This window comes from Clostridium sardiniense, assembly GCF_016907995.1.
In the GTDB taxonomy this organism is placed as follows: domain Bacteria; phylum Bacillota; class Clostridia; order Clostridiales; family Clostridiaceae; genus Clostridium; species Clostridium sardiniense.
Window position 1 is genome coordinate 1 of record NZ_JAFBDA010000029.1, and the last position, 15,927, is coordinate 15,927.

The following is a 15,927-nucleotide window of genomic DNA, read 5'->3' on the forward strand; positions in this document are numbered from 1 at the left end:
CAATTAATGTCTAATTTAGTCTTATGTAAATAGAGTTGAAATTATAATACAAAAGCAATTTGATAAAAATTTCAATATATTACATAAATTCCTAATGAAAATATACTACAATATAATACAATTCAATTCTAATATAATACAATATAATTCTATTATACTCTTTTACAAGTATAATATAAACTTTTTAAATTCTAGTATAGTATTTTGAAATACAATATGGTATTATATTCATATGAAGGTTATATTTAAAAATTAAAGTATAAAAATATGTAAATAAAAAAGATATGGATTAATTATCCATATCTAGAATGTCATTTGGTGTGCAATCAAGAGAATCACATATCTTTTGCAAATTCTCAAAAGTTATGCCTTTTGTTTTATTATTAACTAGATCATATAAAGCTTTTTTGCTTATTGATGTATCTTTCATTAATGAATATATACTTCTATTTTTAAAAGCTAGATATTCTTTAAGTTTCATTTTCATAGAATCACCTCATAAATATAATAATATAGGTATTGCAAGGTATCAATAGGTATAGTATACTATCCATAGGGGTGAAAAATTTGAAGAAATCTTACAAAATAGAAATTAAACCAACTAAAGAACAAAAATTAAAAATACATCAAACTATTGGGGTAAGTAGATTTGTATATAATTTCTATATAGCTTATAATAAAGAAGTTTATGAAAAAGAAGGTAAGTTTATAGGTGGTATGGATTTTTCAAAATGGTTAAACAATGAATATATTCCTAATCATCAAGATAAAAAATGGATTAAGCAAGTATCTTCTAAGGCAACCAAGCAAGCCATAATGAATGGAGATAGAGCCTTTAGAAATTTCTTTAAGGGAACTACAGGATTTCCAAAATTCAAAAAAAAGAAAAATCAAGATGTTAAAGCTTACTTTCCTAAGAATAGTAAGACTGAGTGGATTATACAGAGACATAGAGTTAAAGTTCCTACACTTGGTTGGATAAGACTTAAAGAATTTGGATATATTTCTACAAATACAATTGTTAAAAGTGGAACAGTAAGTCAAGAAGCTGATAGATATTATGTTTCTATTTTAGCTGAGGAAGATGATATAAAAGTACCTAAGTCTATAAATGAAGGAATGGGAATTGACTTAGGAATTAAGGATTTTGCAATATGCTCAGATGAAAATAGATTTAAAAATATAAACAAAACTTCAACAGTTAAAAAAGTTGAAAAGAAATTAAAAAGAGAACAAAGAAAACTTTCAAGGAAATATGAGAGTTTAAAAATAAGAAATAAAAGTATGAAAGGAGGGTCTGTTACTAGTCAAAATATCCAAAAACAATTAGTTAAAGTACAAAAACTTCATCAAAGATTAGTCAATATAAGAACTGATTATATTAGTAAAACAATTTCTTCAATAATAAAGCAAAAACCAAGCTATATAACTATTGAAGATTTATCGGTTACTAATATGATGAGGAATAGGCATTTATCAAAATCTGTTGCAAGTCAAAAGTTCTTTGAGTTTAGAATGAAACTAACTTCTAAGTGTAAAGAAAATAATATTGAGCTTAGAGTTGTTGATAGATTTTATCCATCATCAAAGACTTGTAGCAAATGTGGAGAGATTAAAAAAGATTTAAAACTTAGAGATAGGGTTTATAAATGTAATTGTGGACTTGTTATTGATAGGGATTTAAATGCAAGTATTAATCTTAAAAATGCTAAAAAATATAAGATAGCTTAAAACCAAAAGTTCTTATATATGTACCCAAGGCTATTTGGGGAATTTAAGCCTTTGGAGAACTATATCAAATCGTAGTAGCTTAAGCAAGGCGAGGTTCTATGAAGAAGGAAAAATCTCAGTATGGATATATTTGACCATATTTTGAGTAGCAGGTGATATTAGTTGCTTTATACATTAAATGATATTAAAGTATTGAAAAATATAATGGATAGAGAAGATGAAACCAAGGGGTTGAGCAAATCGACAGGATCTACAGTAAAAGAAATTGTAGCTAAAACTAAATTATCAGATAAAAAGGTTAGGTTAGCTATAAAAAAGTTTTTAGATGATGAGATGATTGCTTATGGTATCGCTGATGGGAGAACAAAAACTTATTATATATTACCTAAAGGATTGGAAGAAATTTTTAGTTTAAAAGAAATGGTAGTTAAGGAGGATTAATAACTATGAATAAGCAACAAATTTGTGTAATTGGTTCAGGTGGAGCAGGAAATAAAATGCTAGATGTATTAATGGAGATAGATGGTAGATATACTCCTGTATACTGCAACACTAACATAAGAGAAATGGAAAATTTAGAACACTTTGATGCAGGTAATAATGCTTTGTACTTTGCAAATGCACAAGGTACAGGTAGAGATAGAAATAAAGCAAAAGAAGCAATTAAAAAAGATCAACCTAAAACAATAGATTTTTTTGCTAATAAATTTTCACCTAATAGTGGAATAAATACATTTTATATATTATCATCAAGTGATGGTGGAACTGGTAGTGGATCAGTACCTATGTTAGCTACAGTTATAAAACACATAAATCCTGAAGCTACAGTAAATCTACTTATTGCAATGTGCAGCTTAAATGAAAGAGAAGCTTCATTAAGAAATACTAAAGCATTATGGAATGACATAATTAAATTAATGAAAAGTGGAAAAGTAAATTCAGTTCAATTCATTGACAATAACAAAATGAGAGATGAACAAGAATTTAATGAAGCTACAATGCAAGAATTTGATAATTCAATCTCTGTAAATAATGAAGAAATAGATAGTGTTGATAGTGAAAAAGTTAATACTGCAAAGGGATATAAAGTTATATTATCATTAGATCCAAGATATAGAGATATAGATAAGGCTGTTAAACAAGCAAAAGAAGGTAGTAACTTTATAGTTCCAGACAACTTAGACTGTGATTTCTTAATGTCTACATTTGATGAGGATGCTTTTGACAAAAATTCATTTAAGGGTAAGTTCAATGTATATGAATTAGATAAGTATGATTATAATGATGAAGGAAGAAATACTATAGTATTAGGTGGAGTAGTAATGCCTAAAGACTATATTGAACTAATTGACATGGAATTAGACTCTTTACTTGAAAAGAAAAAAGATAGAAATATATTATCTGATGATTTAATGGTTGAGGAAGAAGTAGCAGCAACATCTTCTCCTAAAAAGAAGGCTAAGACTATGACTAAGAAAAAGTTAAAAGAATTAATGAATGATGATTCTTTTTGGGATTAATATATTAGGCACTTAGATACAAAATCTAGGTGTCTTTTTTATATTCATATAAAAAAGCAGGAATTAATTAAAATTCCTGCTTTTAGTAATATAATGAAATCTATATTTCACTATTTTTTATATTTACATTTTTCATTATAGATTTAGTTTTAAATTCAATTAATAATTCTAATCCTACAACAATTATTATTATTTTTAATATATGAATTTCAGGAAATAATATAGCTAAAATAAATCCACCAATAAAAGGCAAGGCCGCAAATTTAATAAATCTTTTTAATATATTCATTTTATTATTTTAACTTCTCTATTAAATAAGCCCAAGTATGTTTTCCTATAAGCCCATCAGCACTCATATTTAATTTTCTTTGGAATTTTTTTGTTGCTGATTCTGAGGCTGGTCCCCATATACCATCTACAGCAATATTATATCCATGCTGTCTTAATAATGTCTGTGCTACCTTTACTTTATTTCCTCTAGTTACTCTTCCATACCCAACAACATCGCCTGATGAATGAGTAGATATTTTAGGAAATCCATTTTTCATAACTTCTCTAGTATCATTTACAATTGTTGACCCCACTGCAGCACCTGCACCAGCTATTACGGCTTTCCCGAAATTGACTACAGCTTTTCTTACCCATGGGTTTGCCCATGCAGCTTTTGCCCAAATCCAAAGAGCTATTGCTCTCTCATCATTATTTTCAATAGTTTCTGGAAGTGGAGTATTATAATATTCAAAATTATTATAATAAATTGATTGCTCAACAGGTATAGTTGTTCCTATTTGATTATTGTATTCATCAACACTAGAATAACCTCTTGCTAATATTTGTGATTTAATTTTTGATTCCACATCTATAGATTTTTGCTTAAGTTGATTAAGTGAATAATTCTGTTCATTCGCCTTAACTGATTCTACTTGTTTTTGAGGTGTTGTAGCTTTTTCATTAGCCATTACTGTTAATGAAGGAGCTATACAACTTGTCCCAATAATACCTGTCAATGTTAAGATTGATAATTTAATTTTTAAATTTTTCATAATTTTCAATATATCAATAAATTATTTTTATTGATATTTCCCCCTATCTTTTTACTTTTCTCAAGAAAATAATAACATTTTTTTAAAACTTTGTAAACAATTTATGAAAAAAATATGAATAAATAATCATTTTTTGTAATTTATTCATTATTTTACTTAGATTAAAATAATATATTACGTAAATTATATTTAAATACTTAAAGGTGAAAATAAAAATGAAATTTAAAAAATTAGAATTTGTATCTACAATATTTGACGTGGGAGTAAAGTTTAATATAAATAGAAATATAGATATATAAAGTAAAAAGCTTATAACAAAGATATTATTAAAGTTCTAAAGTTAAACTTTTTAAGCGGAATTTATAATACTTAAATTATTTCTGTAACTATAAATCATATTTACAATTGATAAATACATTATTTAGAAGTTTTTATACTATTTTAAACAATAAAAAAGAAACTCAAAATTAATTGAATTTCTTTTTTATATAGTAATATTAATTATTTATTTATTAGACTATCACTTTGGGATTTCTCCCAATCATTAAGAAATTTATTTTGTTCTCTTTGTAATTTTAGTAAATCACGATATGTATCTTTTAATACTCCTTCATCAGCATTAAGATAATCTTTTCGAGTTCTTATATATTCCTCTAAATATGATTTATTCTTTTCTTCTTCATAAGCTGAATCAATTTTATCAAACTCATTTTTTAAATCATTTAAAGCAGCTTTACTTTCTTGTGACTGGTACCATTCTATTTTGGTTTTAGTTTTAGATACAATATGTGTATCTTTGCTAATTAATCCTTTTTCTTTAAGTTCTTTAGTTGTTAATGGAGCTTGGTAGCCCTTAATTTTATTTGCAATAATTTCACTTATATTATATTCTTCTTTGGGATACAATACTGTCCGATCACCTACATAAGTAGAAGCATACATTATTTTGCCTAAAAATAGCACTGCTATAACAGCAACTATACTTAAAATTATTTTTTTATATTTTTTAAAAAACTCCATAAAAATCTCTCCTTATAATTACTATAAATATTTTACTATATTTATCCTAAGAATAGTATGATTTATATAATTTAAGCATTCAAAATATTTATTCAGTATAAAAAATCAATATAAAAGATTTATTATTATAAAGAGATATAAAATAAGTTAAGACACCTAGATAAATTATAGATGTCTTCTTTTGATGTATTCTAGATAATATTTTTCATAGTTTCTTTTTAAAGTATAAAATCTATATAAATATATACTTAAAATTAAAATAAGGTATATTGTATACATGATAAGTAGCAATTTTAAAAATAAAAATACTCCCATAATAAAAGTAGAATAGGATATGTATACATTATAGGAGTTTGATTTGAATCTTTAATATATTATAAATCCTATTCTATTTTTATCTTAGCCTCAAATAAGTATTTATAATCAAAAGAGTAGTATAAGATCTACTCTTATTTTTTGTTTTTATATTTTATCGTCTAAAAATATTGTTACGATATGTGCTTATCGTAAAATAGAAATTTTAAGTTTTATAAAGCTAGTAATATTAATGGTTTGAAGTGTTTTTAGAAATCAAAAATTTGAATACTTTTAGGTTTGATGTATATGCTTTTCGTTCAAAGCTAGTCATATCAAGGGTTGAGATGGGATAGAGTAGGGTAGAATGGTCAAAATCGGATAAAGTGAAAGTTGTATTAATGCCTTGGTTGTGCCATTTGTACGAGACACATTACGAGTGAATGTTTTGGTTATGGAGGATTAGTTTTGGAGTTGCAAAGAAATGATTTGGTATTGTGAAAATAACTTTGGGGTATTAAAAATGCTTTTTTGGTGTGGAGATTGAAGTGTTAGCGGGAAAATTCTTCCAAAAGACCTCCTAAGAATTGTAAACCTACCCCCCTCCTTGAGAAAATTTCGCTAAATACACCTTTAACGAAATAAATAAAAGGTATTGAGAGAAAAAATGTAAGGGAATGGGAAAATTACAATAAATGTATTTAGAGATCTTTTTATTTTCCTAGAAGTGGAAAAAAATAATATATAGTTTTAAATACTATATTAGAAAATATTAATGCTTTAATATGTGGTTTTAAAAACTATGTCATATGATAATATTTATTTCATTTACTCGTATTTAAGTTTTTAGTGAGTAGCGAAGACATAAACAAATCAATCAAACATCAATCATACACCAACAACCGAAACCGAACAACCAAAATAGCCAAACGACAAAATACCAAAAAGAACCAAACTAATACATAACATCATATAAGATACATACATCACATACAATCATAACTATGTATAAATACTAACATACTATATAACACTCTATAAAGCCTTACAATAGCCCTTAAATACTTACTATACATATTACATTATAGATATAATAACACGCTTAAAAGCTAATACAAAGCCATATAAATATATAAAAAAACTTTACGAATATAAAAATAAATAAACAAATTGTATTGACAAATATACTAAATAGATGTATAATAAATACATAAGGTTGATTAATACATAAACCTTAAATCCGATATGGAGGTTAAAAAAATGAATAGAAAAAAGAGAAATAAAGAACGCTTAGAATTAATAGCCGTAAAACTTACAATTCTAAGTACGATAGTAACTATGGTAGCTACTATATTAAACCTACTAATTACTTTATTAAAGTAATATAAGTAGTATAGTAAGGGGAATGACCGTTCTCCTTACTATTAAAAATAGTTCTTTACTTCTCTCAATAGTATTCTAACATTTTAAGGAGGTTAAAACAATGGATAAATATATCAAGACTATGTTAATAATAACTGTATTAACAATGATAACTAGTGTATTAACTTTAATAGTAACAATAGTTAAGCTATTCTAAAACAATGTTAGGTGAGTAAGTAGTATGTAAAATACTACTTAAATACATATTAATAAAATAAATTAAAAATAATTATTGATAAAATACGGATAGTAAGAGTTAATAGTTACAGAAATAAAACATTAACTTACATGAAACTTCTAAGTAAGAAAGATTAATTTAATAAACGTGGCTAACATTATTAATTTTGCGGCAGTGACCACCTACGTAACCATGTCGGATTGAGATAGAATCAAAAAACTAATTGATATGACATTCTGAATTAATAGGTTCAATATATTATAGTGGAGGACTAGAGATGAGGGCTAAAATCAATAATGAGATCTTAAAAGTAAAAGTAATAGATCCTGAATATAATAACTATGCTAAAGAGGTTGTTATATTAGAAGGGAACTGGAAGGGTTATAGGGCAATAGTAGAGAATAAAGATATTATAGAATTAAATACTTATAGTAAGCTAGTTAAGTTTATAAAAGGATTTATAGACACTGAAGAATTAGAAGATTATCATTTTTGTGAATTAATAGATAATGATATTTATAATATCATTAAAGAATTCGCCAGCCAGTATAATATAACAAATAGTGAATACTATAAGTTAATAGACATATATAGCAATTATAACGATTGTACGTCTATAGATGAGGTTAAAACAAATATTATTATTGATACTATACAACAAACTTTAAATGGTATTAAAAGCAGCTTTACGAAAATAAAAAAAGAGAACTTATTATAAAATAAATAATTAATTGTAGTTTATATCCTTTTTGATGTATCTTTATAAATATAGTAAGGTTTAATTAACAATTAAGACCCATAGTTGATTAAAGGAAAAAAATAGTATATTGGAATTTATTAAGTAAAAAAACTTACTGTTTATTATCTTGAGTTTACACTATTCACTATATAATAAAAATATGAAGCGTGTGAATGTAGCATATGAGAACATGCGAGATTTGGAGTATAGCAAATCTTAGAAACTATATAACTACATAGGAAAAAATTATCTTAAGAAAAAAAAGGTGATACATAGAAAAAAATTATTTAACTTTTGATTTTAGAATACAATGAAATAAAATAAAAGATGTCTTAAAGTACTTAATTGATAGTACGCTATAAATAAGCTTTTATAAGATCAAAGAGTAAGAAAAATAAAAATGGAAATAAAGAGTATTTATTATAAAGTGAGAAAAAACTAAATTATTTAATTGTATTACTAGAAAAAAATTAGAAGAAGTAAAAGAGAATAGTGAAATAGTTTTAATTATTAATCTTAAAGATAATGAATTAGATGAGGTATTAGAATACTGTAAAAAACTTATAAATACCTTACATATAGAAATTAATGAACCATTAGGAATAGAAGAAATAAGATCATTTAGTAAGCAGGACGATAATATAAATAATTTTCTTGAGATAATCAATATAACAATTATAAAGAATATATAATAGATTAATTAGATTATAATTTACGATATATATAATAAAATAAATAAATAATATAATAAAAATTGGGAGTGGTTAAAATGAAAAATATAAAGATGATAATAATATTAATGGTGGCAGTATTTTTACTTGGAATAGGTTCAGGAATAGGCTTAAATAGAGTAGTAACAAATAATAATATTAATAAAATAAATAAACAACCAATTACAATAGTAAGAACACTTACACAAAGTACAGATGATGTGAAGCTTAATAAAGGCGATGTCTACAAACAATATTCAAATGATAGCTGGAGCATAGAAAATGAATCAACTAATACTTTTGAATTCCAACCAATGGAAACTGGAGATTGGAATTTTGAGTTAAATAACAAAAAAGATTTTGATAAATTAGTACAAACTTATTTAAGCATACAAAATAACGGATTTTATTAAAAATATAAAATAAATAAAAAATTATAGTTATAAAATAATAGTCTTGTATGGGTAGTAAGCTGATATTACTATCCTTAAAGGCGTCTATATAGATATTAATATAAATACTTTAGGAGGTGCTTAAAATGTGTTTATGAGGTTTATATAAGGAAAATATATAGAAATAATGAATAGGAGTGATAATTAATTGATAAACTGTACAATAATTAATAATGAAACTGGTGAAATATTAAGAGATGATTTTAATATTATAGAAATTGAAGACGAAAAAAAGAAAAAAGAAACAATGGAATACTTAAAAGAAAAAAATGAATTTGAAACATTAACATATGCAAATATGGGAAACTTTTATTTAAACTTTTATTTAAAGTTACCTAAGATCGATAAACAGTATATATTTAGATTTATATATCTTTGTACATACTTAAAATTTAATGATAATAGACTAATGAGAAAGATAAATAATAAAAATGAATTAATAAAGGTGTGTGATCTTATGCATTTATTACAATTAGGAAAAACAGAATATAATAAAACAAGAAATATATTAGTAGATAATAAATTGATAAAAATAAATGAAGATAGATCTATTTCCATAGATGATAAAATTAGCTTTGTTAGTAAGGTTAAAAAAGATAATAAAGACGAATATAGCAGAATGTTTAAAATAGCCATACAAGAATTATATAAAAACAGTAGACCAAAAGAACATAAAAGATTAGCCTTGCTTATAGAGCTACTGCCATTTATACATTACAAATATAACATAGTATGCAAGAATCCAGAATGTGAACTCATGGAAGATATAAAGCCTTTTACAATACAAGAGATACAAGAATATAGTAAAACTTATACCGATAAAAATTTATCAAGATTCAAAAAGAATATGTTGAATATATTTGTTGGAGGTCAAAAGGCAATGATGATTGTTGAAGATTATAAAAAGAAATTTATAATAGTTAATCCTAAAATATATTACAAAGGTAATGATATTAATAATCTTAGATACTTAATTAATTTATTTAGAATTTATGTAAATACTAATATATAATAAAGTTAAAAACATCAAATAAAATCAAACAAAAATAATTTTTAGAGTTCGCAAAATGTATTTATATACTATTTGCGTTCACATGATGTATAGATAGAGATATCAATTAACTTAAAACTGATATTTTATATAATTAATAATAAAAATAATATTATTAGGTTAGTCCCATATCCAGCATATGTAAGGTTATGAATTATTCACAAAATCTCATATTAATAAGACAATAAGTACATTTGGAGTAGCTAAATACGATCAAAATGTTTATAACAAAGAAAAGATATGGTTGAAGAGGTATACGGAAAATTTAATATAGATTCAGATGTATTAGAAGGGTTAATGATTAAAGAGGAAATAGATTAAGGAATAAATATAACATGGGGAAGAAAAAATTGAATTAATAAGTAATTAAAAGTATGATGTAGAAATATTAAATAAATAGTTAATCGAACTTTAACTTATTATATCAGTGGCATCTATAGTTATATTATTCGAATTAGAAAATAAGAAAGAGATAGATATGTACAAATTTATACTGATAAGAGGTCTATACTAGTGTAATTATTAAAAACGATGACATTGGTATATATTACAACAATTTTCCACATAAATTTATAAAACTTTACATTTTTCCTAATTAATGATATAATTTCAAATGAAAGGGAGAGTGGGTTTATGAATAAAAAAATAATTATATCATTGGGAGCATTTTTAATTTTTACAAATGTTTCTTTATTACCTAATTTTGTTGTACAAGCACATGCTAGTTCAAAAAATATTACGGAATATACTAATGCAAGCAATCTAAATGAAAAAGAAGGACGATTATCAGTAGGGCAGAAACCTCAACTTACAAGACTTCTAAAAGTGACTAATCCTTTAATGTATGGTTATGATGTTGAATACGTACAAAAGGTACTTAGAAATTTGGGATATAAGCTTAGGGTTGATGGATATTATGGGAATGAGACTAAAAATACAGTGATTAGGTTCCAAAAAAGTAAGAGATTAGATCCGGATGGAATCGTTGGGCCCCTTACTTTTAAGGCGTTAATTAGTTAATGAAATAATATATATTTATATAAAAAGGACTATATTTTATATAGTTCTTTTTTATATAAATATATATATTTTACATAAAGACATATATTAAGTAATATTAGAAAAATAGGTATAACTTTAATAATTTTGTACGGTTTTAATGATAATTTTAATTAAAACTATACTTTTAATTAAAAGAAATAAATAACAAAAAATGACTTTACAACCAGTAAAAAAAGTATTAATATAAAAATACAGAACTTATGTTCGTATAGATAAATTTTTAACAATCGAATATAGGAGTTTCATTTATGTTTTACAATTTATTTACAAAAATATATTATGAATGTGAAAAAATTTGATAATCAAGGTATTTTTATAATATTTAACAAAAGAGGGGACATGCTAAATGAAAGAAAATATAAAGCATTTATTAGACAAAAATTTAGGGGAAACTATTCGTATTGCTGGCTCATTAGGGGATAAAGAAGAAAAATTAAAAAGAATACATATAGAAGATAACACTTTATATATTAATAATAATAGTATTAATTTAAATAAATATATTGATATTAAATTATTAGATAGAAATTTAATATCATTTAGAAACAAAGAAGAATTAATAGTATTATTACTAAAAAATAAATAAAAAGTTAGAATATTAATTCTAACTTTTGTATATGCTATTTATTGAAATATTTAAAAAACTATGTTAAAATTTATGTAAAGATAAAAGTGTTAAAAGGAAGGGGTAGAGTATGAAAAATATTAGAGATAATTTCTTAAAAATAAAAAAAGAAATAGCTTATAAAAATGAAGCAAGAATATTAAATAAATACTTTATAAAGAAAAATTTAAGGGCTAGCACTGTTCAATTTTTATTAAACGATCAATTGGATATAAATGATTTAGATGTAAATGAACAAATAGCACTATGTAAAGGACTATCTGAATTAGGGTATGAGGAATTTAATCCAACTAATTATTTTACTTCATCTCAATTATTAAATTTTGAGACATTAGTAATAAAAGAAAATCATACTAATATAATGGAGTTTGAAAATGTATCTGAGTATAATGATGATTTATATCATGTTACAGCTTGGAAACCTAGCGAACATGTAAAAGCATGGAAAAATAGAAATATAAGATATAATTTTGACGCACAGAGACAATCAATATTATCTATTGATAGATGGGGGAATGTAACTCAAAAAATGAATATCAATAGAGAAAGTGTAAATGCAATAAAAAAACTTATAAAGGAAAAGAAATATTTTCCACCTGATATGTTAACTTTTAATATATTACAATTAGAAGATAAAGAACCATTGGTTAAATATGATGGAGAAAATAGAAAATTAGTGATAAAAACTGAACCAGATTTTGAAAGTCCTAATACAACTTTTTTTGATGTTGTTGATGGAGCGCATAGAACTATAGCTTTAGTTGAATTATATGATGAGGGCGTAAACATAGATGATATATTTTTAGGATTCCCAGTTCAAATTTCAATTACGACAGTAGAAGAAGCTAATGCTTTTATTTATAGACAGGCTCAGGCTAATAGACAAAATGAAGTGTTCTTAGAGCAAAGAATAGAAGATAAATATAAAAAGTTTATAGATAAAGTTGAATCATATGGCAATAAAGAAACAAATATATTATTTAATAATATTTCTGATTCTTATGAAAGAATGAAATTAGATAAAAAAGTTACTTATGTTGGATTATTAAAAAGTGCATTAAGAATGATTGAGAAAAATTTAGATATTAATTTTGATTCAAGAGCAGAGTTGAATTTTGGTAGTAGGAAAATAGTAGAAGTAGTAAATACTATAGCGGAAATATTAAAAGAAGAAGGAAAAGAATATATTTATGAAAATAACTGTAATATTTATTTTGGATTTTTTGTTTTAGCTTACTATTTAAAAATTAATAAAGTAAATGAAGATAAAATGTTTGATATTTTGTTTGAGATTGTACAAAATATGATTAAGAAAGAATCCGAATTAAATAAATTAAAATTAAATGTATTAAACACAAACTATAGTAAAATTTATAATTTCTTTGTCGATTTATTAGAGGAAGTGAAATAGTATGAATAGTAATGAAGCGTTAACTTATAAAGAAGCGTTAAGTAGTTATGATAGATTAGATAATTTTTTACAAAATAAAGTTAAGTATTTAGAAAGCAGAACAGAATTAAGTGAAAATTCAAAGAGTGTGATGTGGACAAAATTTAGAAAAGATATTCACACATTTGAATATATTTGGGATAAAGATTTAGCATTATTTAATGAAGATGATATTAAGAAAGTGTTGGGATCAATTATTGGCGGGACATTAAGTCCAGCTAAAACATTACTATCAATTATAAATAGATATGAAGTATGGGCTATGTCTGTGGGATTAAATACAGCTTCTAACCCATGTGACACAATTAATTTAACAAGTTTAGTAACAGTGACTAAAACAATTGTAGATAACACGATAATAAGTATAGATGAATTATTTGAATTATGGGATTATATACAAACATATCCGAATAGATTTTGTGATAGAGTAACTTATCAAAACTTTGCTATGATATTATTAATGAGAATTGGATTAAAAGGCGAAAAACAATGGAATGAAGTAATGTATCTTAAAGAAGAAGATATAAATTTTGAAGATGGTATAATTAATGTTACTAATAGGGATAAAGACGTTGTAGAGGGAAAGAAACCTTTAGAAGTAGTGAAAGAGATAAGCGTAGAACCTAGAATATTAAAAGTGATAAAAAGAGCTATAGAAGAAAAAGAATATGAGTATAATTTTAATGCTGGCAGAGGATCACAAGCAACAATTAAAAAAAGTAACTTCTATATAGATTATGGATATATTATTAAGCCTGAGCAGGATCAAGGTGAAATTATTAACTCTACAGTGTTTAGAAAAAGATTAAGTAATTTCTTTGATGCAGCTGAAAGAAAATTCATAAGTGCTAAGGATATTTTTAGAAATGCTAAATTAGATATGTTACTTGATTTAAAAGAAAGTAAAGGACAATTAGATATTCAAGATTTTAAAATAGTGCAAGATTATTTTGAACCATATTTAAAGAGTAATACTTCTTACATGTCTTTAAAAGAGTTCTATGTTAGTTATACTCAAGATGATGATATCTTGGGAACAAGAGATATGACTAATTCTAAAAGTGAGGAAGAAAAGAGAGAAGAGAGAAAACAGTTCTTTAGAGATTATTATCAAAATGTCTTAAAAGAGAGAAGAAGAAAACAAAAGCAAATGCAAAAAGAAGAGGAATAATACCTCTTCTTTTTTATAATTAACAAAATAAATAATGAATATAGTTGACAAGTGGAATTTATAGGTGTATTATAATATCAAAGGAAGGAAATAACAGAATTCCAAATAAATAAAAGATAATTATAAAAGTGGAAGATGGAGAATAGAGGAGGATATTGTAAATGATGAACAATAAATTTTATAGAGGAGAAGTTTACTACGCAAATTTAGGTGAGGTAAAGGAAAAGGAAAAAGATTCAGAACAAAGAGGGATAAGACCAGTAATGATAATACAGAATGATATTGGTAATAAGTATAGCCCAACAGTTATTGTAGCAGCAATTTCATCAAAGACATTTAAGAAAAAATTACCAACTCAGGTTTTATTAGATAGTGATTACATAGGTTTAAATCAAGAAAGCTTTATAATGTTAGAGCAAGTAAGAACTTTAGATAAGTCAAAATTGCTAGGATATATAGGTAAGGTTAGTAATGACGATATGGATAAAATAGATTCAGCCGCTTTAGTTTCATTAGAATTGAGAGATAAAGTAATAATAGAAGAAAAAGCAAGAGACATAGAACAATTAGACAATGTTTTATATGTTGCAATAAAAACAGATGTTACATCATTAGATTTTATAGAAAACTTCAAAAGAGAAAGGGAATTAGCTATACAAGACCTAGAGAATTATTGTGCAAAAAGAGGACTAAATTATAAGAGTTATTATAAAGTTAATTTAAATCCAACTGAATTCAAAAGAGTTAGTTAGTTTAATACAAGGGGGATATTAAATGAAGATAATAGATTTTCAAAAAGTAAGAGAAGATAAAAATAGCAAAGAATTAATCTTTGAAATGAGGAATGAGATAAGGACAGCATATATTTATTCAGGATTAAAACAATATAAACTTTGTATAGATAAATTAGAAAATATACGCAAAAAATATAAAAATAAATGTGATGATATTACAAATTATATAAATCTATATAGATTTTTAGGGGAATCTTACAATAAGATTGGAAATAAAAAAGAGTCAGAGTCTAATTATAAGAAATTAAATATATTACTTGATAAATATGAAACACAATTATTAAGTAAACTTCCCCATGTTTATGTACTTGGGATTAATGATTATTACGATTTCAATAAAGGCATGTTATCTAAAGAGGAAAAAATTGATATAAATAAAAAGGTATATAGTTGTTGTTTAAAAAATAATTTTAATGCAGAATTAGTAATAGCTGCCATGAGAATAAAGATCCTTGAGGAGCAGTATGTAGAAGTGATTAGCTCCTTAGGTTCTATACATAGTGATAAAGAAATAATTCTTCATAAAATAGTAGATGATTTAAAAAATAATAGAATTGAGATATATAATAAAAATGTAGAATTAAATAAAATAGATTATATAAAAATAGCAATTAACAAATAAATAAAAAATAATCAATCTTAATTAATTCTAAAAGCAAGTAAAT

General features: G+C 24.4%; 16 protein-coding genes and 1 pseudogene. 13 read left to right on the forward strand and 4 right to left on the reverse strand.

The window, feature by feature from the left end:
* Positions 1 to 289 precede the first annotated feature (289 nt).
* On the reverse strand, positions 290 to 487 hold the full coding sequence (locus tag JOC62_RS16465; protein WP_204596389.1) for a helix-turn-helix domain-containing protein: 198 nt from the start codon (positions 485 to 487) through the stop codon (positions 290 to 292).
* A gap of 80 nt (positions 488 to 567) precedes the next feature.
* Between JOC62_RS16465 and JOC62_RS16470 the strand changes: the two genes are divergently transcribed.
* The 3 genes from JOC62_RS16470 (at position 568) to JOC62_RS16480 (ending at position 3,251) form a co-directional block, all read left to right on the forward strand.
* Positions 568 to 1,731, forward strand: coding sequence for an RNA-guided endonuclease InsQ/TnpB family protein (locus JOC62_RS16470; RefSeq protein ID WP_204596390.1), 1,164 nt, complete (start codon positions 568 to 570; stop codon positions 1,729 to 1,731).
* Positions 1,732 to 1,893: 162 nt separating this feature from the next.
* Positions 1,894 to 2,172 (forward strand): hypothetical protein, encoded by a 279-nt coding sequence (locus JOC62_RS16475; RefSeq protein WP_204596391.1) that lies wholly within the window; start codon positions 1,894 to 1,896, stop codon positions 2,170 to 2,172.
* A gap of 5 nt (positions 2,173 to 2,177) precedes the next feature.
* Positions 2,178 to 3,251 carry a hypothetical protein gene (locus JOC62_RS16480; protein WP_204596392.1) on the forward strand — a complete coding sequence of 358 codons (1,074 nt, stop codon included), beginning with the start codon at positions 2,178 to 2,180 and terminating at the stop codon, positions 3,249 to 3,251.
* Positions 3,252 to 3,351: 100 nt separating this feature from the next.
* Here the strand turns inward: JOC62_RS16480 and JOC62_RS16485 are convergent, their stop codons facing one another.
* The 3 genes from JOC62_RS16485 to JOC62_RS16495 form a co-directional block, all read right to left on the reverse strand.
* Entirely contained in the window at positions 3,352 to 3,540 is a 189-nt protein-coding gene (locus tag JOC62_RS16485) for a hypothetical protein (RefSeq protein ID WP_204596393.1), read from the reverse strand.
* A 4-nt stretch (positions 3,541 to 3,544) separates the two neighbouring features.
* Positions 3,545 to 4,294, reverse strand: coding sequence for a peptidoglycan-binding domain-containing protein (locus JOC62_RS16490; RefSeq protein WP_204596394.1), 750 nt, complete (start codon positions 4,292 to 4,294; stop codon positions 3,545 to 3,547).
* A 501-nt stretch (positions 4,295 to 4,795) separates the two neighbouring features.
* Positions 4,796 to 5,314, reverse strand: a complete 519-nt coding sequence (locus tag JOC62_RS16495; protein ID WP_204596395.1) for a hypothetical protein — start codon at positions 5,312 to 5,314, stop codon at positions 4,796 to 4,798.
* A gap of 1,554 nt (positions 5,315 to 6,868) precedes the next feature.
* On the opposite strand from JOC62_RS16495, the gene JOC62_RS19405 reads away from it, so the two are divergent.
* From JOC62_RS19405 to JOC62_RS16540, 10 genes and pseudogenes are all read left to right on the forward strand, one after another.
* Positions 6,869 to 6,991, forward strand: a complete 123-nt coding sequence (locus tag JOC62_RS19405; RefSeq protein WP_279381527.1) for a hypothetical protein — start codon at positions 6,869 to 6,871, stop codon at positions 6,989 to 6,991.
* A 494-nt stretch (positions 6,992 to 7,485) separates the two neighbouring features.
* Positions 7,486 to 7,926, forward strand: coding sequence for a hypothetical protein (locus JOC62_RS16500; protein ID WP_204596396.1), 441 nt, complete (start codon positions 7,486 to 7,488; stop codon positions 7,924 to 7,926).
* Positions 7,927 to 8,716: 790 nt separating this feature from the next.
* The gene (locus JOC62_RS16505) at positions 8,717 to 9,070 is read left to right on the forward strand and encodes a hypothetical protein (protein ID WP_204596397.1); all 354 of its coding nucleotides are present in this window, start codon (positions 8,717 to 8,719) and stop codon (positions 9,068 to 9,070) included.
* Between the two features lie 187 nt (positions 9,071 to 9,257).
* Positions 9,258 to 10,121 carry a hypothetical protein gene (locus JOC62_RS16510; RefSeq protein WP_204596398.1) on the forward strand — a complete coding sequence of 288 codons (864 nt, stop codon included), beginning with the start codon at positions 9,258 to 9,260 and terminating at the stop codon, positions 10,119 to 10,121.
* Between the two features lie 672 nt (positions 10,122 to 10,793).
* The gene (locus JOC62_RS19240) at positions 10,794 to 11,180 is read left to right on the forward strand and encodes a peptidoglycan-binding domain-containing protein (RefSeq protein ID WP_243425099.1); all 387 of its coding nucleotides are present in this window, start codon (positions 10,794 to 10,796) and stop codon (positions 11,178 to 11,180) included.
* 388 nt (positions 11,181 to 11,568) lie between these two features.
* Complete coding sequence (locus JOC62_RS16520; RefSeq protein WP_204596399.1) at positions 11,569 to 11,808, forward strand: hypothetical protein; 240 nt, start codon at positions 11,569 to 11,571, stop codon at positions 11,806 to 11,808.
* A gap of 109 nt (positions 11,809 to 11,917) precedes the next feature.
* Positions 11,918 to 13,258 carry a hypothetical protein gene (locus JOC62_RS16525; protein ID WP_204596400.1) on the forward strand — a complete coding sequence of 447 codons (1,341 nt, stop codon included), beginning with the start codon at positions 11,918 to 11,920 and terminating at the stop codon, positions 13,256 to 13,258.
* A gap of 1 nt (position 13,259) precedes the next feature.
* Positions 13,260 to 14,468: a phage lytic cycle repressor MrpR family protein gene (locus JOC62_RS16530; protein WP_204596401.1), complete on the forward strand. Its 1,209-nt coding sequence runs from the start codon at positions 13,260 to 13,262 to the stop codon at positions 14,466 to 14,468.
* Between the two features lie 164 nt (positions 14,469 to 14,632).
* Positions 14,633 to 14,992, forward strand: a pseudogene (locus JOC62_RS19245) (type II toxin-antitoxin system PemK/MazF family toxin); the annotation flags it as partial.
* Between the two features lie 250 nt (positions 14,993 to 15,242).
* Positions 15,243 to 15,884 (forward strand): hypothetical protein, encoded by a 642-nt coding sequence (locus JOC62_RS16540; protein WP_204596402.1) that lies wholly within the window; start codon positions 15,243 to 15,245, stop codon positions 15,882 to 15,884.
* Positions 15,885 to 15,927 lie beyond the last annotated feature (43 nt).